16 protein-coding genes and 2 pseudogenes are annotated in these 22,479 nt (G+C 53.0%); 5 read left to right on the plus strand and 13 right to left on the minus strand.

Features of this window, described 5'->3' with window-relative positions:
* Positions 1 to 201: 201 nt before the first annotated feature.
* The 5 genes and pseudogenes from pglX to HRQ60_RS15915 all read right to left on the minus strand — a co-directional run.
* Positions 202 to 1,896: pseudogene (pglX, locus tag HRQ60_RS15895) on the minus strand (BREX-1 system adenine-specific DNA-methyltransferase PglX); the annotation flags it as partial.
* A 14-nt stretch (positions 1,897 to 1,910) separates the two neighbouring features.
* The gene (brxC, locus tag HRQ60_RS15900; RefSeq protein WP_172197184.1) at positions 1,911 to 5,432 is read right to left on the minus strand and encodes a BREX system P-loop protein BrxC; all 3,522 of its coding nucleotides are present in this window, start codon (positions 5,430 to 5,432) and stop codon (positions 1,911 to 1,913) included.
* Between the two features lie 14 nt (positions 5,433 to 5,446).
* Positions 5,447 to 6,004, minus strand: a complete 558-nt coding sequence (locus tag HRQ60_RS15905) for a DUF1788 domain-containing protein (protein ID WP_172197187.1) — start codon at positions 6,002 to 6,004, stop codon at positions 5,447 to 5,449.
* A 10-nt stretch (positions 6,005 to 6,014) separates the two neighbouring features.
* Positions 6,015 to 6,623: a DUF1819 family protein gene (locus tag HRQ60_RS15910; RefSeq protein ID WP_172197355.1), complete on the minus strand. Its 609-nt coding sequence runs from the start codon at positions 6,621 to 6,623 to the stop codon at positions 6,015 to 6,017.
* A 51-nt stretch (positions 6,624 to 6,674) separates the two neighbouring features.
* Positions 6,675 to 6,866 carry a helix-turn-helix domain-containing protein gene (locus tag HRQ60_RS15915; protein WP_172197190.1) on the minus strand — a complete coding sequence of 64 codons (192 nt, stop codon included), beginning with the start codon at positions 6,864 to 6,866 and terminating at the stop codon, positions 6,675 to 6,677.
* Positions 6,867 to 7,363: 497 nt separating this feature from the next.
* Between HRQ60_RS15915 and radC the strand changes: the two genes are divergently transcribed.
* Both radC and HRQ60_RS15925 read left to right on the plus strand, forming a co-directional pair.
* Positions 7,364 to 7,972, plus strand: a complete 609-nt coding sequence (gene radC / locus HRQ60_RS15920) for a RadC family protein (protein ID WP_172197193.1) — start codon at positions 7,364 to 7,366, stop codon at positions 7,970 to 7,972.
* Positions 7,973 to 8,150: 178 nt separating this feature from the next.
* On the plus strand, positions 8,151 to 8,522 hold the full coding sequence (locus tag HRQ60_RS15925; RefSeq protein WP_172197196.1) for a helix-turn-helix domain-containing protein: 372 nt from the start codon (positions 8,151 to 8,153) through the stop codon (positions 8,520 to 8,522).
* Positions 8,523 to 8,579: 57 nt separating this feature from the next.
* On the opposite strand, the gene rlmD is transcribed toward HRQ60_RS15925, so the two are convergent.
* The 5 genes from rlmD to corA all read right to left on the minus strand — a co-directional run bounded on the left by rlmD (position 8,580) and on the right by corA (position 14,248).
* Entirely contained in the window at positions 8,580 to 10,142 is a 1,563-nt protein-coding gene (gene rlmD, locus HRQ60_RS15930) for a 23S rRNA (uracil(1939)-C(5))-methyltransferase RlmD (protein ID WP_246281363.1), read from the minus strand.
* Positions 10,143 to 10,652: 510 nt separating this feature from the next.
* Positions 10,653 to 11,534, minus strand: coding sequence for a diacylglycerol kinase (locus HRQ60_RS15935; RefSeq protein ID WP_172197199.1), 882 nt, complete (start codon positions 11,532 to 11,534; stop codon positions 10,653 to 10,655).
* A 196-nt stretch (positions 11,535 to 11,730) separates the two neighbouring features.
* A complete protein-coding gene (locus HRQ60_RS15940; protein WP_172197361.1) occupies positions 11,731 to 12,531 on the minus strand; it encodes a sirohydrochlorin chelatase in 801 nt (266 codons plus the stop codon).
* 4 nt (positions 12,532 to 12,535) lie between these two features.
* Positions 12,536 to 12,826 carry a YerC/YecD family TrpR-related protein gene (locus HRQ60_RS15945; RefSeq protein WP_141448471.1) on the minus strand — a complete coding sequence of 97 codons (291 nt, stop codon included), beginning with the start codon at positions 12,824 to 12,826 and terminating at the stop codon, positions 12,536 to 12,538.
* Positions 12,827 to 13,291: 465 nt separating this feature from the next.
* A complete protein-coding gene (gene corA / locus HRQ60_RS15950) occupies positions 13,292 to 14,248 on the minus strand; it encodes a magnesium/cobalt transporter CorA (RefSeq protein WP_172197202.1) in 957 nt (318 codons plus the stop codon).
* 235 nt (positions 14,249 to 14,483) lie between these two features.
* On the opposite strand from corA, the gene HRQ60_RS15955 reads away from it, so the two are divergent.
* From HRQ60_RS15955 to HRQ60_RS15965, 3 genes are read left to right on the plus strand one after another with little or no spacing between them, the layout of a single operon-like run.
* The gene (locus HRQ60_RS15955) at positions 14,484 to 16,406 is read left to right on the plus strand and encodes a cache domain-containing sensor histidine kinase (RefSeq protein ID WP_172197205.1); all 1,923 of its coding nucleotides are present in this window, start codon (positions 14,484 to 14,486) and stop codon (positions 16,404 to 16,406) included.
* Entirely contained in the window at positions 16,396 to 17,694 is a 1,299-nt protein-coding gene (locus tag HRQ60_RS15960; RefSeq protein WP_172197208.1) for an ABC transporter substrate-binding protein, read from the plus strand. The genes HRQ60_RS15955 and HRQ60_RS15960 overlap by 11 nt, the downstream gene beginning before the upstream one ends.
* A 48-nt stretch (positions 17,695 to 17,742) precedes the next feature.
* A complete protein-coding gene (locus tag HRQ60_RS15965; protein WP_172197211.1) occupies positions 17,743 to 18,840 on the plus strand; it encodes a LacI family DNA-binding transcriptional regulator in 1,098 nt (365 codons plus the stop codon).
* 182 nt (positions 18,841 to 19,022) lie between these two features.
* Here HRQ60_RS15965 and HRQ60_RS23490 read toward each other — a convergent pair whose 3' ends face one another.
* The 3 genes and pseudogenes from HRQ60_RS23490 to HRQ60_RS15975 all read right to left on the minus strand — a co-directional run bounded on the left by HRQ60_RS23490 (position 19,023) and on the right by HRQ60_RS15975 (position 22,432).
* Entirely contained in the window at positions 19,023 to 20,255 is a 1,233-nt protein-coding gene (locus tag HRQ60_RS23490) for a glycoside hydrolase family 130 protein (RefSeq protein ID WP_216671614.1), read from the minus strand.
* 57 nt (positions 20,256 to 20,312) lie between these two features.
* Positions 20,313 to 21,479 (minus strand): annotated as a pseudogene (locus HRQ60_RS15970) (AGE family epimerase/isomerase); the annotation flags it as partial.
* Complete coding sequence (locus HRQ60_RS15975; protein ID WP_172197214.1) at positions 21,479 to 22,432, minus strand: glycoside hydrolase family 113; 954 nt, start codon at positions 22,430 to 22,432, stop codon at positions 21,479 to 21,481. The gene HRQ60_RS15975 and the pseudogene HRQ60_RS15970, both read right to left, overlap by 1 nt.
* Positions 22,433 to 22,479: the final 47 nt, after the last annotated feature.

A 22,479-nucleotide genomic window follows, 5' to 3' on the forward strand; every position in this document is an offset into this window, starting at 1 on the left:
AAATGTCTAGGCTGGAAGTCTACACACGAATCGTTTCAGGACGAAGTGTTGCACTTGGATTGACAATCCGTCTTTTAAAAAGTTGTTAATCCCATTGCTTCCTACCCAGTAGGATACGGGGCAGCCAGGTATCTTCTCGAAGTTCTCCTTTTTCGCGATATAACGGTCGTCGCCAGATAAGAACGCTCTTTCCTTTGCCTTTTGGCTATTATAGTCTACTAAGCGGATGTAAGTTGCCTCAAAATCAATAATTTTTTGTTTTGAAAGCACGAAGGTGGTCGTCTGTACGACTTCACCGCCGATTTCCTCAAATGCCCTTGAACCAAGGTGTACCATATTCACAATATCATCACGATGAATCATTTTACTACGCAGTTTTTCGTAGCTTGATAGGAACATCCAAGCGTGTTGCGTAATCATCGCCTGATAGCCCGTAGGTTTCAGCAATTCGCCACACTTTTCAATGAATACGGCGAACAGATCGCTTTTACTGTCTGGATACTGCTTCTTCACAAAATCCAACATTTCGGAGCTCATTCCAGCTCCGCCCATATAAGGAGGATTGGTCACGACTACATCATACTTCTGTGCAAGCAGTCTTCGGAAGTTCCAAGCGTTCAATTTTACGTCATAACTATCGACAAACAGCGTGAGCTGACCTTTCGGTTGTTCTGGCATCGGTTCAAGCTCGTCTACGCGAATAAGCGAGCCATATTCCATGCCGTCCACATAGCCCGTCGGCTCGTACACCTGCGGATACACACTCTGTGTCAGGATACGACGGTTATACTGCCTTGCTTTCATCATCAGCGCGAAGTAGGCAAGCTGATAAGCACGGCGGTCTATCTCCAATCCGTAGAGGTTCTTTTCGAGTATCAGCTTGGCCGCGTCGCGCTCGGAATAACCCTCAGATATATAAATTTGCATCAGCACGTCAAAAGCGTACACCAAAATATGACCGCTACCCATACATGGATCCATTACTTTAATGTCTTCTGGTGACTTAACGTTATTTTCACTACGCAAAACACGAAGACGCTTTGCGACTTCCGGCGTTTGCTCCGCCTCGTCAAGGTAGTATTTCCAGTTTGTACGTAGCGAGCTGCCTGGATGTGATTCAAGCCACAGCCTCCCAAGTGAATTCTCCACCATATAACGCACAATCCAGTCCGGCGTAAAGAGTTGAGTAGCGGCAGGGGTATTCTCTTTTGTAATTTTGACGTTCTTCTTGAGTCCATCAAACACCATTTGTTTCGGCTCGGTGTTGTAATATTGGTACAACCAGCCGATAATCTGCACGGCGTCACGGAAATCTTCTTCAGGTATGTCTCTCACAAGTCGTCCTATGACACCTTCCGGCCTTAAGATATTATTCGGCAAGAGCATTTCGGTATATGCACCCAAACGCTCAAACATTTCGGGCAAAAGCGCGTTCAGAGCATTGCATTGCGTCAATAGAAGATAGCGGTAGAGTTCGTCTGTTTTATTGTCGTTCAGTAGCTCAGACACTTTCGTCTTGTTTAGCCCTTCAAGATCAAGATGCAGAACATTTTTTAGAATCTCGGGATTGAAGGCGCCACTCGAATCTGAAAATACACGGACGTGAGTGGGGAGGAAGTCGTTCACTTCCATATAGCGTAGGGCGACAAATCGATTGAACCAAGTGTATGCTACTTCTTCAACGGTTTGCTTGAATCCATTTGCTTTTATGATCTCGATAAACGACTGCCGCTGCCGCTTCTCTTCAGGCTCCAGTACACGCCCTGCGATAACGGTAGCGTTCTCATCGCCGTAGCCCTTCTCGGTAATGTCGTATTGAAAGGCACGCTGCTTTACCTGTTCAATGAGTTCTGTACGTGCCCAGATCGCGTATTTTTGAATGGCATTCTTATTCATGTTCTCACCTTTGCTTAGTTAATTTGAATGCCGTCGTTTGCATCCAGCGTGTCGTACAACTTTTTACGAATGTTTTCAAGATAACCATCTACATCCTCGCGAGATGCCAGCCTTTTAACAGGAAACACGTCATATCGGCGTACTTGTGCGATTTTCTGCGGCTTCGGAGGCGTGGTAGTGCCCGGTGTAATCGGCTGATCGTGAAGCATTGATTCAATCCGCTTACAAACTAGGTCTTTATAGTTCAGTAATTGTGTAATCATCGCATCAAGCATAGTCAAGTTTGTGGCATCGTCAACTTTCCGTTTATATTCGACAAAGCGGTCATCTGCCTTCTTCACTTCGTCATCGGTTTGGTTGCCGACATCGGCCAGCGTGTGAACGTCGCCCATACACTGCGTGATATTACCATGAACTTCCTCTTTCTTCTGTTCGAGCAATGTGCTGTAGGCGTTTCTTACTCCCTGCATCAGATCGGAGAGATCTTTAATCTTACCGTAGGGCTCTGGCATCGCAAGAATTGACGAAATTTCGCTTATCTTTTCGATCGCATCTGTATTCGTAACGAAATAGTCCCGCTCGTTTTGCAGGTCACGCTGTAATTGCCGCGCTGCATCAAAGATAGCCTTTTGAGACTTGAAGAAAGTTTCAACTTCCTCCATATCCTCAGAACAGTCGTGAAGATCATCTTGTTTAGCAATCAGACGAGTGAGCAATGCAACGTTGTCACGTTTTTGCGATAGAATGTCGCTCATCAGATCACGAGCGGCTGTTACCACTTCTTTTTGTGGATAGCGGTCGCGATTGTATTCGTCAAGAAGTTTCTCATAGTGTGCAAGTTTCGGTTCAAACGTCTCCTTCACAAAGGCGATAAGCCCATCTTCGTCTTCGGGAATTCCCATTTGATTGAGCCAGTTGCGTAGGAATGTAATGCTTTTACGCATCAGTTCTTCACTCGGTGCAATTCGGCGGCTTACATTCGCCTTGTCTATCTCGGATTTTTTGCGAAGGTAGCCGACAAGATTTCTGTCGTCCTTGCCAACGATTGCACCGCCGTAACGGATTTCAATCTTTTGCGAAACAACGAGCCTTGCGATAAGGGCAGCGATATCCACCTCACGCCAACCATAAGGAATCGCCTGATAACGTCTTTGCACATCGCCCATTGAGACGGGGACGCGACTCATATAGCGTTCCTCCAGCCATTGACTTACTTCGTTCAGGGCAAATTCGTTATTTGATCCGCTACCGGCAAAGCCCATTTGTTCCGGCTCTCCGTTGAGGATGGCCAGAATATCCGCGTCGCTATCTCTGAACTTGTTTACCAGGCTTAACTTGGAGTAGACACTTTCTATCAATTGTTTCAAGGCTTCGTCAAGCTTTCCTCTTGCCTCGCTATACTTCATCTCGACTTTTTCACCGTAGATGTATACCACACTATCAACGATAGACTTTTCAATCTGCTTCTTAGCATTCTCTTCAAGTATCCGTGCTTGCACCTGGCGCTTACGGATAATGTCTTGAACACTCTCAGAAAGTTGGGATACGTTCTTTTGTTTAATATATTTCTTGATTTTCGCAGCGGTTTCTAAATCCTCAAAGTATTGCACTGCGCTTGAAAGCAGTACAATCGCTTCATGGTTAACTTGCGAGTCCATGATCAGCTTTGTTTCAGGAGCGTTGTAGTAGTCACTTGCTACGGTGACAAAGCGCAAGCGAACTCCACCAGTTGTCGCTCCAACGAGGGTTTCATCGATATACTGGTCATAAGCGAAGTCGTATTTATTGTACTTGTATTTCTTTGACGGATAGATTTCGCTGAATATGGTCTGTCCAATACTCTGAACGATTGTCGTACTGTCCACGGTTGTGTTTCGGATGTCAATCGCGACATCCTGCTCTTCATCGGTGAGGAACGAGTAGTTGTCTCCACTACGCGCGACATAGTTTTGTGTTTCCAAGCGCTCCAATGAAGTAGCGATTTCAAGACGAAGATTGATCTTGTCTGTACGGATATCATCAATCATTAAAATAGCAATATTGTCGATGTTTGTCTTAATGTCATCAATATAGCGAACGAGATAAAGGAGTTTCAAGACACTCACATCAAGCTGCTCCAAACCATCATGTTGGTCGGCTGCAGTCTGGCAGCGATCAATCACTCGGCGTATTGGACTTTCCAGGAAAGTATGCACCGTATCGTAGAATTGCGAGAAAGGTACGAGGGCATTTTCGTCTTTCTCTTGTACTTTCTGAGCAGCCTCTTGGAACCCGGAAAGCATAGAACGCTCGCCGCCTGAGAGGTGCTTCCCGGAGTTACCGTGTTTGCGTATCTCGGCGAGTACTTTTTGAATAATAATGAACTGATAAGGCACGAATGGATATGTAGCAGAAAATTCGGCCCCATCGGCGTAACCCTTGATGTCCAATACCGCATTGTTAAATGTGAACAAATTTTTCAGCACGGCACGCTCTTTGTCGTAAACAAGCTGCAGAAGTCGGTCGGCGTCTTCCTTCTTTTTGAGAATACGCTTTTTGATAACCTCATCTACCGATGCTGATGACAGCGACAACCGAGTATTGAACCGTCCTTGAATCTTAGAGAAGTCCTGTCCGCTTATTTTTATAACAGAGTCGATGGCTTCTTGGCTTGTGACCATTACCCAGACTTTACCCAGGCACTTGCTCCCTACCTCTTCGACAATAGACTGAAGGTTTATCATCAAATCACTGTCATCGCCGATGTACTGGCCGACCTCGTCTACGCAGAACAACAGACGAAAGTCTTTGCCTTTTTCATCAACATACGTTTTAATCTCTTCAACCAGCTGCTTTATGCTCATATCGGCATGTTCCTCGCCGTTGAACCAGTTGCGGGCAGCGATTTCACTCATACCGAGAACACTTTGCAGGACAGATACGATATCATCCTCAAAGAAAGCATAAGTGGCACGTGCTTCTAACCATGACGCACCATTAACTTCTTCGAAGGACTCTCTAAACATCTCGGTCTTACCTTGCCTGTCTACAAAGTGTTCGAGTTTTGCGATTTTCAAGTCCTCTCCGTAAAATCCCAAATGATTATAAAACACCTTGGCGAATACACGAAGGACTGCCGTTTTATCTTTGTTAATAGGCCCTTCAATATCTATATTGAAAAGGATAGACTCTGTGGGGATGTTCGTGCTGCGGACAACCGTCGCATACATCATTGGATCATCAAATTTATTTTCAAAGAAGTCTACAGCTTTTCTGTCACCGATCTTACGATTCGCTAGAAGATAAGACAACATTTTGAGAAAGTGTGATTTACCACTTCCAAAGAAACCCGAAATCCATACACCGATTTTATCGGTAGGATAATCGATAGCTTTCGAGTAATTATCAAAAAACGTGCCGAAATGTCGACGGAGTTCCTTGGTGATAATGTACTCGTCAAGTTCCTGAACGAGGCTTTTTTCGTCATCTTGTGCTACTTTGATAACACCATTGATATCGCGATTGATATCTTTTTGGAACATACTCTGAATCTTCATTTGCTTCCCTCCGGTTATAGTAGATTGAATGCCCGATAATAGTTTCCGTCAAGGAACTTCTCGAAAAGGATTAGGCTTTGTCCGTTAAATTCTCCTGGGTAGAACATTACAATTGGTATATCCGAGAATACCTGCTGCATACTGTCAAGCATCTTATGTGAACGCATAAAGGGATATACTTTGCCGAGGCCCGTTAAAAACAGCACATCCCCGCGTTCGTGCGGCTCATATCTCATCTTCGATAAGAATGCCTCCTGCGTGGCAATCTTCTGTAACTGAGTAAGCAGATAATCCTTACCTTTTTTCTCCTCTAGTGCTGCAACCGTGCCAAGCACACGCTTCTCCTCCAGAATTTCAAGAAGAATCTTATACATATCCTTTTCAATAACGCGAAAATCGTCGGATGGAGTATTGACAAGTCGTTCAACGTAATCTCGGACGATTAACTCATGCTGCGGTGCATATGTAAATACGTGTATTCCGACCTCGTTCGACAACCCTTTGTTGGCAAGGAAATTCACATCTGAAATTCGCGATTTGATTCTGTCCAGTTCTTGTTTGATTTCAGCCATATTTACACTCCTACCTGAAACAGTTGAAAGCGGCAAGCGCGGTCAAATCATTATTTTCGCGAATGCCCGTTTCTAATTCTTCACTAATGAAGATTGGATTTAACGTGGTATCTTTTATACTATCTAGCATCTCCGTTTCAATCAGGCACTTAGTCAGTACCTGCTTCAGCTTCATTACCGTTTGCTCGCTCCAAGCTGCTACGTCGTCGTTCTGTTCTTGCAAACGGGAGAAAAAACCATTGATGTCCTTTCGAGTGTAAGAAAATTCTTGCTGACGGTACTTCTCACCAATAAGATCAGTCATAAACTCACGGACAAGACGACTGTATCGCATCATCGCATAAAGGTTTACTTGCTTTGCTACTTCGACGGATGCATTTGCCAATTCATGAATCAGATTCTCGTTACCGAGAGCGAGAACTCTTCTTTGACAGGCTCGAGCAATCCTGGACATCTTCCGCTCAGTTGGGTACTGAAACAAATTATCGGCTTTTATATCTTTAATAATTTCGTCAATCGACTTTCCTTCAAGATACTGCTTAGAAACAATCCTCATTTCATAGAAAAGAAATTGTTCGGAAGTTAAGCTGCTGTTGTACAGCCTATTTGCAACCACCATGTTAATCAACAACCCTCCTACATACTTCTCTGACTTACTGCCGTTGGTAAACTATTCAATCTGCGCACTCTTCCCGCTATCTACCCAAGAATCCACTTCCGAGATCCTAAATTTAAACAACTTACCTACCCGACGATGCGGGATGACATCTTTCTTTATCCAGTTACGAATCGTATCTTTACTCACGCCTAAATGCTCGGCTACCTCTTCAAGGCTCGACCATTTTTCAGGCTCATTATACATACGCTTTACCTCCATGTATTGCTTTAAGAATAAGACTCATTTATTATAGCTTGATGAAATTTGAATTGGAATGAATATTTTCGTTTTGGTGTGAATTAGTATGAATGAGTTACGGATATTTACTAGGTGTTTATGATAACGACGCCTAGCATCTCGTTCTGAAAAGACAGCGAGAATATTCAAACTTTTTCAACTTTAATTTTGATTCGGATTTGGCTAAATAGGTTTGCCTACATGCTTTAGAAAACAGGAAAGTCTCATTTTTTAAATACATATTATTCATTAGATACCTATACAGTATGTATAGCAAGCTTCAAGAAAGGAGAGAAACTAAATCTTGTAAACGTACACGTCCATTCTATTGCATATCAAAATGAAATCAGTACGCAATTTCACGTAGAGCTCAACAATTTATGTTCCATCACGTTGAACCCCAAGCGCATTATGCGCTTGGGGTTTTGTCTGTTCAATTATCTACATTAATGGAGGAAGATAAAATGAAATATCAATTGAATGATAATCTTAAATGCCTAATTGCTCAGTCTCTCAGAGAGCAAGAAGACAGTTATACCATTCAACAGCTCTTCGACCAGTTCCCTACAAAGACGGAGCTTCTGAGTGCTACCGAACAACAGTTGGTTACGATCAAAGGCATTGGCGCAGGAAAAGCCCGTCAAATCACTGCCATGCTGAAATTAGCTACCGTCCTGGCAGCTCCAACCCATAATCCAACCGCGATTCGAAATCCACAAGATGTATTTGATCTTCTCTCCTCTGAATACAAACATGCTACAAAAGAAAACTTCATCTGCCTTTTCTTGAACACAAAAAATCGACTGATCTTTAAAGAAGTAGTCTCGATAGGAAACTTGAATTCAGCAATCGTACATCCTCGTGAAGTATTCCAAGCGGCAATCAAACGCTGCAGCGCTTCGCTGATCTGTGCACACAATCACCCTAGCGGAGATCCAGAACCTTCCTTTGAAGATGTGAAGATGACCAAGCGCCTTGTCGATGCAGGCAAGATCATCGGTATAGAGGTACTTGATCATGTCATTATTGGCGACCATCAATTTTATAGCCTCAAAGAACACGGACATATTTAACTCACCGAAATGGAAATCCAATTCTCAAAATTCAATTAGCCCATCATGTATTTTATGCTTTTATTCGTGTTCTCATTGCCAACTGTATCACTTCGCGACTATATCAATGCATTACTTGACTATAGTCCGTTGAGGCTTTCTGGAAAAAAATCTATCGTTTGGAGTGGGAGGAGGCATAATGGATAGCATTCAGACGATTGGAGAAAGCATTCGATTTCTCAGACAGCAAAACGGTCTAAGCCAAGAGCAGCTTGCTTTGATCTCTGGGATCAATACCTCTTATATAGGACAGATCGAGCGTGGAGAAAAGAATCCTACCATCAAGACACTGGAAAAGGTTGCTTCTGCTCTTAAAACAACAGTCGTTGGTCTGCTTACTATGTATGATCCGATTTTAAAGCATGGCTCTGCCAGCAATGCGAGTACATCACTTTCTTCGGAATTGATCAAGCAATGCTTGCTTGAGATACCGATCGAGAACACCTATTTAATTTCGAAAAAAGGAAACTTCAAGAATGTAAACAAAGGGGATACGCGCGATTTCATATAGTCCTTAACATAAAAAGGGGGACGCAGTAAAACCTGCGTCCCCAACTCACCGATTCCCTTACTCCAAATCCTGCCGTACCAGCAGCGCCACAGCCTCCACATGCACCGTCTGCGGGAACATATCCACCGGCTGCACCTTCACCGTCTTGAACCCGCCGTCTTCCAGCACACGAAGATCGCGCGCCAGCGTAGCCGGGTTGCACGACACGTAGACCACGCGTTCCGGCTTCATCTCGATAATCGTCTCCAGCAGCTTGATGTCGCAGCCTTTGCGCGGCGGATCGACGACGATCACGTCCGGCGTGATGCCCTGCTCTTTCCAGCGCGGAATCACGTCTTCAGACGCGCCGACTTCGAATTCAGCGTTATCGATGCCGTTGATCTCGGCGTTTTTGCGCGCGTCTTCGATCGCTTCCTTGACGATCTCGACGCCGTAGACCCGCTTTGCTTTTTGCGCGAGGAACAGCGAGATGGTGCCGATGCCGCAGTAGGCGTCGATCACGGTTTCTTTGCCGGTCAGACCTGCATATTCGAGCGTTTTGCCGTACAGCACTTCTGTCTGCGCCGGGTTGACCTGGTAGAAGGAACGGGCCGAGATCGCGAACTTGATCTCCCCGATGTAGTCGTGAATGACTTCTTCGCCCCACAGCACGGTGGTCACATCGCCGAAGATGACGTTCGTCTGGCGCATGTTCACGTTGTGGCAGATACTTTTTACGCCGGGTACGCGTTCTTGGATCGCGGCGGTCCACTGCTCGGCCTTCGGCAGACGTTCGCTGTTCGTGACCAGTACCACCATCTTCTCGCCCGTCGCAAAAGCCACCTTGACCACAACGTGCCGCAGCAGTCCTCGGCCGGTCTCTTCTTCGTAAGCAGGGATGCCCAGCTCGCGGCCGATCGCTTTGACGGTCTCGACCATCTCGTCGTTGGCTTCATGCTGAATGATGCACGTCTCCATATCGACGATGCGGTGGGTGCCGCGCGCGTAGAACCCGCCGATCAGGCGGCCGCTTTCTTCGCCGATCGGCACTTGGGCTTTGTTGCGGTAGCGCCACGGATCGCTCATGCCAAGCGTCGGCGGCACGAGGACGCCAAGCGAATCGCCGTCGGCTGCGGCAGACCCGCCCGAAGCCGCGCCTTCCCCTGCCGCGGAATCCGCTTCGGCCGGTACGGCCAGCGTTCCGGCTTCGGAAGCCGGACTGCCTGCTTGTTCTTCCGCATTCTCGCGGCCTTCGCCGCCGCCGAAGCCGGTCTCTTCAAGCGCTGGAAGCGGCTGCCCGGTGGAAGCCTCTTCCGCGTATTCGGCAGTTTGCTCGGCGCCGAACGTCCGCACCTTCAGTTTCCCGATCCGCTGGAGACTGTCCGCGACCTGCTGCCGCTTCCATTCCAGCTGAGCCGGGTAATCCAGATGCTGGATCTGGCAGCCGCCGCAGCGGTCGAAGATTTCGCACGGCGCTTCGACGCGGCTTGGGCTTTTCTCGAGCAGCATCCCCATTTTGGCGTACCCGTACTGTTTTTTGGTATTGATGACTTTGGCCGAGATCTTCTCGCCCGGCAGCGCACCGGCTACGAACAGCGTATAGCCGTCCGCCCGGCCGACGCCTTCGCCGTTATGGTTCATGCCGATAATGTCGAGGGTAACTTCGTCGTTCTTGGCGACCGGCAGACCTTCGATTTCTTCTTCCGGACGTGCCCCGCCTCTTCCGCGACCGGTGTTCGTCCGGCCCGCGCCGCCGCGGCTGCGTCCCGCGGACGCTCCCATAGGCGGCTTGCTTTTGCCTCCGCGTCCCTGCCCGCCGCTTTTGCCCGTACTGCGGCCGTTGTTGTTTTTGTTCATTCTATTCACTTCTTTCGCTTATATTCATGAAGGAGATGAGCTCAACGTTAGATTGCCGAAAAAGCAACCTGGCCTCTTAAGTCTATCCTTGTTGGCCTTTTACATTTTTTCAGACACGCCAAAAAGGAGGATGCCCTCCGCCCGGCCTGATGCTCTGCCGCCGGACGCGGTTCTTCCTCCCGTATTGTAACACGTTATGTGCGGCGGGACACGATTTTCGTCCGCGCCAAAGCGGCATCCAAGCCTAAGATCGCAGCCTCTGCGTGTCTTCGCGCCGGAGCCTGCCGCCCGATCTTACGCAAATACCCGCAGATGCTGAGGCAGCACTTCGAACACACCCGGCAGGCGTCCGCCCAGTTCGCCGTCGAGGTTCAGCAGCACGTCATTCGGCGAAGTCACTTCGAGCCGCTTCGTGCGGAAATAGATCACGTTCGGATCGTTGAAATGATCGCCGCGCTGCGCCATCGAGACAACGCGGATGAATTCGGCCAGATTGCATTTTTTGAGCAAAATGACATCCAGCAGCCCGTCGTCGATCCGTGCATCCGGCATGAGACGTTCGAATCCGCCGACCGAATTGGTGTTGCCGATCAGGAAGACCATGAATTCGCCTTCGATCTCGCCCTGGCCTTCCGCTTCGATCTTCAGCTGCATCGGACTCAGGTTGACCATCTTCTCGACGCCTTTGAAATAATAAGCGAGCTGGCCGATCATCGTCTTCAGACGGCTCGGCACCTCGTACGTCAGTTCCGTCAGCGAGCCTCCGCCCGCGATATTGATGAAATACCGATCATTCGCCCGTCCCACGTCGATCGGACGCGATTCGCCGCGCAGCACGAGATCGCAGTAATCTTCCCATTGACGCGAAATGCCGAGCGCACGCGACAGGTCGTTGGTCGTGCCGAGCGGAAATACGCCGAGATCCGGCCGATGTTCCTGATTCGCCAGACCGTTGACCACCTCATAGATCGTACCGTCTCCGCCCGCGGCGATGACGATATCGTAGCCGCGCTGCGCCGCATCGATCGCCGCAAGCGTCGCGTCGCCTTCTCCCGTCGTCGCATGTACGGTCGTCTCGATCCCGCCTTCGTCAAGACGCTGCAAAATATCCGGCAGCCGGCGCCGCATCTCTTCCCGTCCGGACGTCGGATTATAGATCAGCCTCGCTCTTCTCATCTTTCAAATTCCACCTGTTCCTTATAAGTTCTTGCCGTAAGGCGCTTCCTTCTCTTCCGCAGGCCCGGTCAAAAGGGCTGCATCGGTCCGGAACGCCGTATCCGGCTTTCGATTACAACTCGAAGCGAAGGCCGCCGCTGTGCGGAACCTTCGCTTCATAGAGAATTAGATCCATTTTTCATTCCATCGTGCCGTATCAACCTACGGAGCCGTCTCCCGCCGAAGAACCCGCTTCGCCTTCGATGCCGAGCAGCAGCGTTTCGACCTGCCGCTCGATCCAGACCGGCAGCAGCGGATGGGGCAGCAGCGCCTCGCCCGTGTAACCGTAATCCAGTCCTTCCAGCTTGCGCGGAATGACCGTCTGCAGGAAGTAACCCGTGCTCAGGAACAGCGGAGCAATCAACACGCGCCGGCCTTTGGAGATCCATTCTTCGGCTTTGGTCCGCACGCTGTCGGGATTGAGCAGCGCATAATCGCACAGCAGTCCGCTCGTTTCGCCGACGCGCTTGGTCAGAGCCGAAGCTCCGGCTTCCCAGCGCTGACGGAATCCGTCGTGGATACTGCCGTGTCCGACGAGCAGGATCACTTCCCGCTCCGGGTTGACCGAAGCCGGCGAGACCTTGTCCCAGACCATGCGGGCCACATCCGCGTCGTCGCCCATCGGGCGTCCGACGTGCATGCGGGCTTTGATCGCAAACGGTTCAAGATCCGTCTCCCGATCCGGGGCATCCTTGATGCCAAGCGCATATTCGATCTCGTCGATATGCGTACTGCCTTCCGACACGAACAGCATCACGGCCAGAATGTCCGTGACGCCTTCCGCTTCCAACTCGTCGATGCCGTCTTGAATCGACGACCCTTCCACATTGCCCAGAAACGACACCGCGACCGGCATATGTTCCTTGATTCTGACTTTGCCGGCCGCATCGTTAACCGCCTCCACCCATTCGGGCTGAGGCGAACCGTGACTGATAATCAGTGCGCCCGTTTTGTTCATCATCTTAACGTCCCAGACGCTCGAGCGTCAGTTTGTATCCGTCGTTGCCGTAGTTCAGGCAGCGTTTTACGCGCGAGATCGTCGCGGTGCTTGCGCCAGTCTCGGCTTCGATCTGGTTGTACGTGCTGCCTTTGCCGAGCATGCGCGCCACTTCAAGGCGCTGCGACAGCGACTGAATCTCGTTCACCGTGCACAGATCGTCAAAAAAGACATAGCATTCTTCCAGATCCTTGAGCGTCAGAATGGCCTCGAACAATTGATCGACCGTTTTATCGTTTAACTTTTTCAGCTGCACTGAAAGATCATCCCCTACCGTTTACTGTTCCTTGACCGATAACGATGTTAGGTTACGTCCATCAAAACCCGCTTGAACCGTGCGTGTTTCCGATGAACGCAAACGTCGGATTTGATTCGGTCAAGGTACTAGTTAGTTTATTTTTTACAGCCTTGGAGCGGCGAACCTTCCGGCTTCGAAATGCTTTCTCTGCCGTCAGCCCGTGCCCGAAGACCCCATGATTTTGGTTTCCTTTATATTGTAGCGGGACAAGTTACGTTTTTCAAGCGTTAACGGTTTCACGCGCCACAGACCGAACGGACAGAAGCGGGCGCCGCTCCGTACTTTTTCAGCTTTTCTCCGGAAAGTGTCCGCCACAGGCGAACTTTCCGGAGCCGTTCATCCCTGCATTTTCCAGCGATGGGAGCCAAATCCGAATGTCGTTCCGGCGTTCTCCCGCTGCTTTTTCCGTTTATTCGAACCCGCTTATTTGAACCAGCCTCTGCGCCAGAACCAGCCGATCATCGCCCCCGCCAGGAACAGCATACCGCCGAGCACGCCGAAATACCCGTATTTCCAATGCAGCTCCGGCATATGCTCGAAATTCATCCCGTATATGCCGGCGATCAGCGTCAGCGGCATGAAAATGGTCGTGATAACCGTCAGCGTCTTCATGATCCCGTTCATCCGGTTGGAATTGAGCGAGATGTAGCTGTCGCGCAGATCGGCCGTCATCTCGCGATTGGAGTCGATCATCTCGGACAGCTTCAGCAGATGGTCGTAAATATCGGTAAAATAGACCCGGTATTCCTGCGAATCGTCGACGTGCTGCGAATTGATGATCCGGTACAGCAGATCCCGCATCGGCACGATCGTATGATGCAGCTTGAGCAGCCGCGAGCGCAGATCGAATACCTGGGCCAGCAGGCGATCGACCGATTCCCGGCGGCCTTTTTCCTCCAGATCCGCAAGCTCGTCTTCGACGCCGAACACGCAGGGGAAATATTCGTCCACCAGCGCATCGAGTACCAGATAAGCGGCGGCGACGGGATTCGTTTTCTTCGACGGGTCGACGGCGCGGGTGCGGATACGTTCCCACGCTTCATCGATTTCCCGCATGCGTTCGAAATGGAACGTCACCAGGAAGGTGCGCCCGAGAAACATATCCACTTCGCCCGCTTCCTTGCCTCCCTTGCCAAGCGCATGGGTAATCAGAAAAACGTACTTCTCGTGCGGGTCCATCTTGGGACGCTGCACATCGTTGAGACAGTCTTCGATCTCGAGCGGATGAAAATGAAAATAAGTGCCGAGCAGTTCCGTTTCCCGGGATGTGGGAGCCTGAAAATCCGCCCAGAACCATTGGAATTTCAACGGGTCGAGCTCGGTCAGCGGAATATCGAGATGAACTTGGTGGTCGTGCGTTACCGCAAGCGTCCGGATCAAAGCGGCCGCCCTCCTTCTTTTTCTGCTTGGCAGGGCGCCTGCGGTCTCCGGTTTTCCCGGTTGGCCGAAGCGCCCTATGCTGTGTCTATCGTAAGCCCTGGGCCTTCAAGGTGCAACGGGGATCGGACGCTCGCCGTCTTCACAAAAGTCATGGACGCTGCAAGCTTGATTTTGTTATACTAATTTTATCAACAAAAGCAAACAATATTATAAAGCGATAGGTGGAGTTAAGGCTATGCCTCCGTTCAAACGTTCGCTCCGCCTAATGTTCGGCAAACTCCGGTTCGCCGATATGCGGATGGAGAAAAAGCTTCTGCTGGTCTTCGTGCTGCTGATCCTCCTGCCGCTGTCGGTGATCGGAGGCATCTCGTACAGCAGCTACTCGCGCTCGATCCAGAACAACACGGCGGCCTATTCCCAGAAGATGATCGGGCAGGTCATCGACAGGCTGGACGATTACATCCGCGATATGACCGCCTTGTCCGCCATGCCTTCCTATATGGAAGATTTCAAGAATAACCTGATCCGCTCGAACCGGTATTACCAGCAGTATACGGCCGCTCCCGGCGAAGAGAATACGGGCACGGAAGATTACGCCCTGCGGCTGTCGATCCAGCGCGGCCTTGAAGACAACATGAACTTCATCAATGCGCTCAAAGGCGGCGACAGTTCCATCTATGTATTCGACAGTTACGGAAACGGGTATTCTTCGGCGGCCGGAGGCGGTCTGCGGCTGGATGTCGCAGGCAGCTACCGCAGTTGGATCGAGAAGACCCAAGACTCCGGCGGCGAAGCCCTGCTGCTGCCTACGCAGGAATTCCGCAGCAATCTTCAGAGTACCCGTTACGCTTTTACAGTGGTGCGCAAAGTGATGGACGGCTTCCAGAATACCGTGGGACTGATTGCGGTCGATACCCAGGTTAGCACTTTGCAAAAAACGTTCGCCGAACTCGATCAGGTGACGCAGGGCCGCTCGCTTGTGGTCGATCCGGACGGAGTCGTCATTTACGACAGCGGAATGCAGGGACTCGGCACGAATATCGGCAGCGGCGACTTGTTCCCCCGGCTGCGCGAGGCGCACGGAAGTTTCGTCTATACCCCTTCTTCCGGATCCGCGGCCTCTTCGGGAAAACAGCTGGTCGTCTACGATACCTCCGAGCAGACGGACTGGAAAATCATACTGTCTATTCCTCTCGGCGCTTTGACGCGGGATGCGGCGCATACGCGCAATGCGACGCTTGCGGCCATTGCCGTCGTCACGCTGGTCGCCCTGCTCAGTTCGATCTTCCTCTCTTCGGCTCTTACCCGCCCGCTCGACGGCATGATGCGCTTGATGAAACGCGTCCAGCGGGGCGATTTGAGCGTGCGTTTCGTGGTCCGGCGCAAAGACGAGATCGGCAAGCTGGGCAGCCAGTTCAACTTTATGCTGGTCCGGATCGAAGAGCTGATCGCCGACATCTACCGGATCGAAGCCCAGAAGAAAGAAGCGGAGCTTGGCGCCCTGCAGAGCCAGATCAATCCGCATTTCGTTTATAATACGCTTGAAGCGATCCGGATGACCGCCGAGTTGAACGACGATTCCGATTCCGCCGATATGATCGCTATTCTCGGACGCATGCTTCGCTACAGCACCGGCGATCCCGGCGGCGATGCCACCGTCCGGGAAGAGCTGGAGCATGCCGCGAGATACGTCGATCTGCTGAATTACCGCTACCGCGGACGTTTCCGTTTGAACGTGAACGTACCGGGCGACCTGCTGGACGAACGGCTGCCGAGACTGACGCTGCAGCCTATTATCGAAAATGCCGCTTATCACGGACTCGACGACAAACCGCTGATGCTCTTGTCGATCGACGGGTTCCGGGAAGCCGGCCTGCTGCATTTTCGGGTCTCGGACAACGGATGCGGTATGAACGAAGCGGCACTCGACAAACTGAACCGGGCGATCGCCGCCGGGCTGCCGCCCCGCAAGCGTGTCCGAGGAGGCGTCGGTCTCAAGAACGTTCACCATCGTCTGGCGCTGCGCTACGGACGGGGGTGCGGTCTGCGCGTGTCCAGCGAGGAAGGCCGCGGCACGTTCGTCGATCTGACGCTGCCTCCCTGGTCTTCCGGCGATGCAGGCAGTCTCACGGAAATGGAGGGTGACCATGAAAACTGATACATCCGGTGAATGGACCAACCTAGCACGGACCGTTCTGCGCGTTTCCCTATGCGCCGCCCTGCTGGTATCCGGCTGTTCCCGCCCAAAAGCCGAAGAAGCGCCGTCCGGCCCTGCGCCGGAACAGACGCGTATTCTGACGGTTCTGACCAACCGGATCGATCTGATCGAGAACGGCGTATTCGACGGGTATGCCGAACGCTTCGAAGCGGATCGTCCCGGCGTGGATGTCCGCTTCGAAGGGCTGTCCGATTACGCCGGCGACGTGCTCAATCGGCTGTCTACCCGCGAAGCCGGCGATGTGCTGCTGCTCCCGATCAATATGCCGAGCAGCCAACTGCCCAACTTTTTCGCTCCGCTCAAAGAAAGTCTGTTCGATCATATGCGGTTTGCGGATCTGCGCAAATACGAAGGCAAACATTACGGACTCGCCACCGGTACCGCAACGGACGGAATCATTTATAATAAGAAAGCTTTTCGACAGGCGGGCATCGAGAAGGTTCCGCAGACGCTCGGCGAGTTTTTTGAAGCGTGCGCCAAATTGAAAGCTCAAGGCATCGTACCCGTCTATCTGAATTACGGAGCCCAGTGGCCGCTCAAAGAATGGGGAGATATCCTGGTCAATTATTCTTCGGGCGATGCGGACTATCTGAACAAGATGACTTTGACCGACGAACCCTGGAAGATCGACGGCCGATGGGGCGAGAGCCTTGGGATCGTCCGCAGGCTCGTTCGGGAAGGGTATGTCGAAGACCAGCTGTTCGCCAATTCCTGGGAAACCTCCAAAGCGGAGCTTGCTTCGGGCAGCGCGGCGATGTATTTTCAAGGAAGCTGGGCTATTCGGCAGTTGATCGATGCGGGAGCGGTATCCGAAGAGATCGGCTTCTTCCCGTTCCCTTACGATAACAGCGGTTCCTATTATGCGCCGCTCAATCCCGATTATTTCATCGGGGTCAGCAAGTTCAGCACCGCACCGGACATCGCGCAGGAATGGGTCGAATTTTTCGTCAAAGACTCGGGTTTTGTAGACGATTGGGGCTTTCTTCCGGTCGACTCCAACCAGGAACCGAAAATGGAACAGTTTCGCGAATTCCTCTCGTTCAAGCCGACCCTCGTGGAAGGCGTTCAAACGAACGATGCTTTTATCGAATTGGCCGACCGCGTCGACTTCTCGTTCTGGACCGGCGGTTATATGCAGGAACTGATTGCGGCACCGGATCTTGCCCAAGCGTTCGACCGATTGAATGCGAGCTGGGCGGAAGCCCGGTCCGAGTATTTCCATCCATAGACCGGCCGCCCCGCTTAAGCCGCGCGGCCGGCACAAAGGAGTAAACCGATGACAAAAAAAATAACGATGCAGCAAATCGCGGATCAGCTCGGCGTATCCAAATTCGTGGTCTCCAAAGCTCTTTCCGGCAAAGGCGGCGTCAGCGAGAGCACCCGGGAACGCGTGATCCAGGCCGCTTCCCAGCTCGGTTACTTCACGCAAAAACGCGGTTACGGCCAGGCCGCCCGCCGGGAGAAAGAACACACTCCCCAGCGCGACCCCGAACGCCATTCCGTGCTGGTCCTGATGCCGAACGTCCGCTTTCAGACGCGGGAATCGCTGTATTGGGGGCGGATTCTGGACGGGGTCACCGAGACGCTCGAAGAAAAAGGATTCGGCGTCGTGATCGTATCGGAGCAGCGCGTCGATGCCGTAACGAGCGTGCTCAACCCCAGCGGATTTCTCGGTTTGATCGGCATCGGCCAGATTTCGACGCCGCTGCTGCTTGAAGTGCACCGGATCGGTCTGGCTATGGTACTGATCGACCACGAAGATCCGCTGATTCCCGCGGACAGCGTGTTTGCGAACAATACGGATGCGAGTCTGCGCCTGACCAACCATCTGCTCGGCTCCGGCCACCGCCGCCTGCATTTTATCGGCAATTCCGGATTCTCCCGCAGCTTCCGCGACCGCTGGAGCGGTTACCGTTCCGCTCTCGAAGCCTACGGTCTGAAGCCGCAGGAAGGCGACGATCCGATGAACGCCCTGGTCGGTATCGACGACGCCAGTTTCGAACCGGAACTTCGGCAGTGGCTGCTCAAACGCCGCAAACAGCGGACACTGCCGACCGCCCTGGTCTGCGCCAACGATTCCGTGGCGCTGACGGCGGAGCGAACGCTCGATTCGCTGGGCATCCGCGTTCCCGAAGACATTTCGCTGACGGGGTTCGACAATATCGAAGATGCCGGACGGGCGCAGCCGGCCCTTACGACCGTGCATGTTCCCAAAGAAGCGATGGGACGCCGCGCCGCGCTTCGGCTGCTGGAACGGGTACGCGAACCCAAAGCTCCGCTGGAGAAAATCCTCGTCGCTTCGGATCTGGTTCTCCGGGGTTCGGTCGCCGAAATCCCGGTCGCCAAAGAAGCCGCCCTGCCGGGCGAAGTCTGATCTTCCGGCCTAGCTTGGATCGAACCGCCGCCCAGGCGCACGCAAACAGCCCGGATCTTCCGCTTCATGCGGAAGATCCGGGCTGTTTCTGTAGATAGTCAGATCGGTTTGTATCGGGATCCGGTTGCGCGGCAAACGGGAAGTTTGGCGAGCCCTACCGTTCTCCTGTGGTTCTAAAAGTTCTAGCGGTTCTGCTGCTCCAGGTAAGCCAGATTGCGTTCGATCAATTCCAGCCGCTGCTCGACGCAGGCGTAAGAGCGCAGCGGATCTTCCGGAGTATTCGTCACATAGTCGAGCAGCCGGTCGACGCTCGTCTCGGCGACATGGATCCGCGTGTCGGAAGAAGCATAGTAAATATGTACTTCTCCGGCTTCGTTGACGGTCACGCCGTTGCAGAACAGCACGTTCGAGACGTCGCCGACCCGCTCGATCCCTTCGGGCGCCAGCAGATGCCCGCCGGGGCGATGCGTCACTTTCCACGGCTCGGCCAGATCGGACAGGAAGGCGTACAGGACATAACGCAGTCCCGCCGCCGTACCGCGCACGCCGTGCGCGATATGCAGCCAGCCTTTGTCGGTCTTGATCGGAGCCGGACCCTGGCCGTTCTTCACTTCCTTGATGGTATGGTAGGCTCGCTCGTCCATGATGATCTCGCGGTCGATCACCGCGTTCTCGATCGTGTCGGACAATCCCCAGCCGATGCCGCCGCCCGAACCCGCATCGATGAATCCGTCCTGCGGCCGCGTATAGAACGCATACTTGCCGTCGACGAATTCCGGATGCAGCACGACATTGCGCTGCTGCGCCGAAGGCGTCTTGAGATCGGCCAACCGTTCCCAGACTTCGAGGTCGCGCGTGCGCGCGATGCCGCACTGGGCAACGGCGCTCGACAGATCCGACGGAGCGGCCGACGGATCGCGGCGCTCCGTGCAGAAGAGGCCGTAAATCCAACCGTCTTCATGCTGAACTAGCCGCATGTCGTATACGTTAATATCCGGTTCGGCCGTCTCCGGCATCCGGATCGGACGATCGCGGAACCGGAATCCTTCGGTCGGACGGTCGCTTTCCGCCGCGGCGAAGAACGATTTGCGGTCGGCGCCTTCGACGCGCGCCACCAGCACATATTTGCCGTTCAAGTAGATCGCGCCCGGATTGAAAGCCCCGCCTACGCCCAGACGTTCCGAGAAGTACGGATTGGTGGCCGGATTGAAATCGTATTTCCAGATCAGCGGGGCATGCGCCGCCGTCAGTACAGGATCGATATAGCGGTCGTATACGCCGTTTCCGGGTTCCGCTTTGCGGTTCGGCTTGGCCAGCAGCGCTTCATGGCTCCGCGTCACCTTGCGTTTGCGCTGTTCGAACAATGGGTCCGAAGAAGCTCCGGCCGCTTCCAGACGCTCCAGGCGCGCCAGCATTTCGAAGCAGGCCCGGCTGTTATGGTACGGACATTTCCAGGCGCTTACCTTGGCATCCTTCGTATTGGGCACACGGTCATTGGAGACGCTCCAGTACCATTCCCCATGTTCGCGGTCCACGATGTAATCGCGGATAAATGCCCAGGAACGCTGCGCCGCTTCCAGATACGCGGAACTGCCGGTCAGCTCGTACGCGTTGTGGAAGCCGACCATCGCTTCCGCCTGCGGCCACCAGTCTTTGTTGTCATCGATCAAACGGCCGCCGGCCGCTTCGTTCCAGAGTCCTCCGTCCGTGTCCAGGCCGCGTTCCAGCACCGCCTGCGCCATCTGCAGCGCCGTATGGCGTACCCGCTCCAGCAGCGCTTCGTCGCCCAGGACTTCGGCCGCTTCGACCAGCAGCCAGCTGCCTTCGATATCGTGCCCGTACGAGATATGATCCGACTTGACGTTCCACTGCTCGTCGAAGAACAGGTGGAAATGTCCGGTAGACGAATCGACGATATGCGTCAGCGTCACTTCGACCAGTTCCGACAGCCGCAGCCGCAGCTCGTCCGAAGGCCGGATCCGGTACAGATTCGTATACCCTTCCAGCACATGCAGATGGGTATTCATCGACTTCTTCTCGTTCAGGTCTTTGCCGCTCAGACTCAGATCCTCGGTATCGCTCCAGTCCCGCGCATGCGCTTCGATATAGCCGCCGAAACGTCCGTCCCGGCTGTGGGCTTCGATCAGGCCGAACAGCCGCTGCGCCTGCGCAGACGCTTCCTCTCGGCGCTGCGGATCCGCAGCGCTGCCGGCTGCGTCCAGCGCCTGCGCGTATTCGCTCAAGGCGTAGATGACGAACGCTTGGCCGTAGACCTGCTTCTTCGTTTCCGCCGGCGTTCCGTCGGCGCGGACCGCCCAGTAGTAGCCTTCGTGTTCGCGGTCCAGAAAATGTTCGTGCAGATAGCGATAGGCCCGATCGGCCATATCCATGTAAGCGGGATCCGCATACCGCCGGTATGCCGCCGCGAACGTCCAGAGAATACGGGCGTTCAAGACCAGACTGCGGTCGGCGTCTTCGCGCACCGCAAGGTCCGATCCGATCTCGCCGACAAAGCCGTCGTCATGCGCGGACGGAACTTTATCCATCCAGAATCCCAGAATATTGGTCTTCAGTTCAAGCTCCAGTTCTGTCCGCCAATCCTGGGTCGTCCACTTTCCTGCCAAATCGTTACCGTTCATTACACGATCCCCCGTCTCTCTTGGTAATGGCGGCGCACGATCGCTTCCGCCTTCTTGCCGTAAATACAGTATCCGTCGTCTTCCTGCGCCTGCGTCCGTTCGTAGAGATGCGCCGGCCAGTCCCACAGCATAAATCCGCCGACCCACGGACGGCGTTCGCAGCTGCCGAGCATGGCGGTATAGAAAGCGGCCTGCTCGTCTTCGTCGGGCCCGCCCTGCAGCGTCCAGTCGTTCGGAATCGCGGCGGAACCCTGACGGCTTGGGCAGCCCGCTTCCAGAAACAGGAACGGCTTGTCTGCGCGGCGCACCACTTCTTCGATTCGGTCGAGCTGCCGCTCCCAATCGTCCGCCGGATAGTAGCCGCTCGACGAGATTACATCCACCGCGTCCCACCAGGTCACGTTATCTTCCTGGTATTTATCGCAGTTGTATGTCACGATTCCGGAGTAAACTTCCCTCACGGCAGCGATCAGCTCGCGCCATTCGGTTTCCCTTCTGTCGGTCTGCACCATCTCGCAGCCTACGCACAGCATCTCGCAGCCCGTTTGTTCGGCGATCGCCGCGTAATGGAGGATAAACCGCCGGTACGAAGCGAACCAATCGGACCATTTGGGCTCGCAGGGCACATCTTTGTCGAAAAAGTTGATATGCGCCCGCCAGGTACCGTCCGCGCAGTTGACGATCGGTTTCAGGCAGACCTTTAGTCCAAGTTCTCTCGCGCTGCGGATCGCGCCGCGTACTTCCTCGTCTTGAACCGTCGGAGACTGGTCGTAGTGAATCTCTGTCGAGTGCGCGGTATCCTGCATGGCGGTAAAAGCGATTGCCGTCCAGTCGGCCGCCGAGCTCTCCGCCATTTTTTGCATGGAGTCCCGCGCCGCTTGCCCGGTCCAGCTTCCGCGTACCCCCATAAATCCCCAGGTCATCCCGCAGACGAACCGTTCCAGATTCTTCATAGTTACTCCCCGTTCATTTTGTTATTATTTTGTTATCTTATTTAGAA

It is taken from the genome of Saccharibacillus qingshengii, from assembly GCF_013185195.1.
In the GTDB taxonomy this organism is placed as follows: domain Bacteria; phylum Bacillota; class Bacilli; order Paenibacillales; family Paenibacillaceae; genus Saccharibacillus; species Saccharibacillus qingshengii.

Coding starts and splice junctions, on each gene's coding strand:
- HRQ60_RS15910 (WP_172197355.1), bottom strand. CDS start 6,623: ATGGTGGTTGCAAATAGGCTGTACAACAGCAGCTTAACTTCCGAACAA.
- rlmD (WP_246281363.1), bottom strand. CDS start 10,142: ATGAACCATAACGGCGAAGGCGTCGGCCGGGCGGACGGCTATACGCTG.
- HRQ60_RS15960 (WP_172197208.1), top strand. CDS start 16,396: ATGAAAACTGATACATCCGGTGAATGGACCAACCTAGCACGGACCGTT.
- HRQ60_RS15940 (WP_172197361.1), bottom strand. CDS start 12,531: ATGAACAAAACGGGCGCACTGATTATCAGTCACGGTTCGCCTCAGCCC.
- brxC (WP_172197184.1), bottom strand. CDS start 5,432: ATGAAGATTCAGAGTATGTTCCAAAAAGATATCAATCGCGATATCAAT.
- HRQ60_RS15955 (WP_172197205.1), top strand. CDS start 14,484: ATGCCTCCGTTCAAACGTTCGCTCCGCCTAATGTTCGGCAAACTCCGG.
- radC (WP_172197193.1), top strand. CDS start 7,364: ATGAAATATCAATTGAATGATAATCTTAAATGCCTAATTGCTCAGTCT.
- HRQ60_RS15935 (WP_172197199.1), bottom strand. CDS start 11,534: ATGAGAAGAGCGAGGCTGATCTATAATCCGACGTCCGGACGGGAAGAG.
- HRQ60_RS23490 (WP_216671614.1), bottom strand. CDS start 20,255: ATGCTGGCGCGCCTGGAGCGTCTGGAAGCGGCCGGAGCTTCTTCGGAC.
- HRQ60_RS15925 (WP_172197196.1), top strand. CDS start 8,151: ATGGATAGCATTCAGACGATTGGAGAAAGCATTCGATTTCTCAGACAG.
- HRQ60_RS15975 (WP_172197214.1), bottom strand. CDS start 22,432: ATGAAGAATCTGGAACGGTTCGTCTGCGGGATGACCTGGGGATTTATG.
- HRQ60_RS15965 (WP_172197211.1), top strand. CDS start 17,743: ATGACAAAAAAAATAACGATGCAGCAAATCGCGGATCAGCTCGGCGTA.
- HRQ60_RS15915 (WP_172197190.1), bottom strand. CDS start 6,866: ATGTATAATGAGCCTGAAAAATGGTCGAGCCTTGAAGAGGTAGCCGAG.
- HRQ60_RS15905 (WP_172197187.1), bottom strand. CDS start 6,004: ATGGCTGAAATCAAACAAGAACTGGACAGAATCAAATCGCGAATTTCA.